General features: G+C 73.8%; 1 protein-coding gene. It reads left to right on the top strand.

Annotation, left to right across the window (positions count from 1 at the left end; translation table 11 throughout):
* Positions 1-65: 65 nt before the first annotated feature.
* A partial coding sequence (locus tag IG88_RS39985; protein ID WP_420712121.1) for a hypothetical protein occupies positions 66-286 on the top strand: 221 nt, incomplete at its 3' end.

The following is a 286-nucleotide window of genomic DNA, read 5'->3' as shown; positions in this document are numbered from 1 at the left end:
CGGAGACGGGGCGTCCGCGTCGGGCTGCTGTGTCTTCGTTCGGGATCAGCGGTACGAACGCGCATGTGGTTCTGGAGCAGGCGCCGGCGGCGCTGCCGGCTGCGTCCGTGGATGCTTCTGCCGTGGCGCCGTCGGAGGAGTCCGGGTGCGCTGTGGTGCCGTGGGTGCTTTCCGCGCGTTCGGCTGCGGGGTTGCGTGGGCAGGCGGCGCGGTTGCGGGAGTCCGCTGCCGTGGCGGAGGCGTCCGACGCGGACGTCGCCTGGTCACTGCTGACGGCGCGGTCCGC

Source organism: Streptomyces sp. NRRL F-5650 (assembly GCF_000721365.1).
In the GTDB taxonomy this organism is placed as follows: domain Bacteria; phylum Actinomycetota; class Actinomycetes; order Streptomycetales; family Streptomycetaceae; genus Streptomyces; species Streptomyces ardesiacus.
Note: the sequence above shows the minus strand (reverse complement) of the source record. Positions and strands in the feature narration are given on the sequence as shown.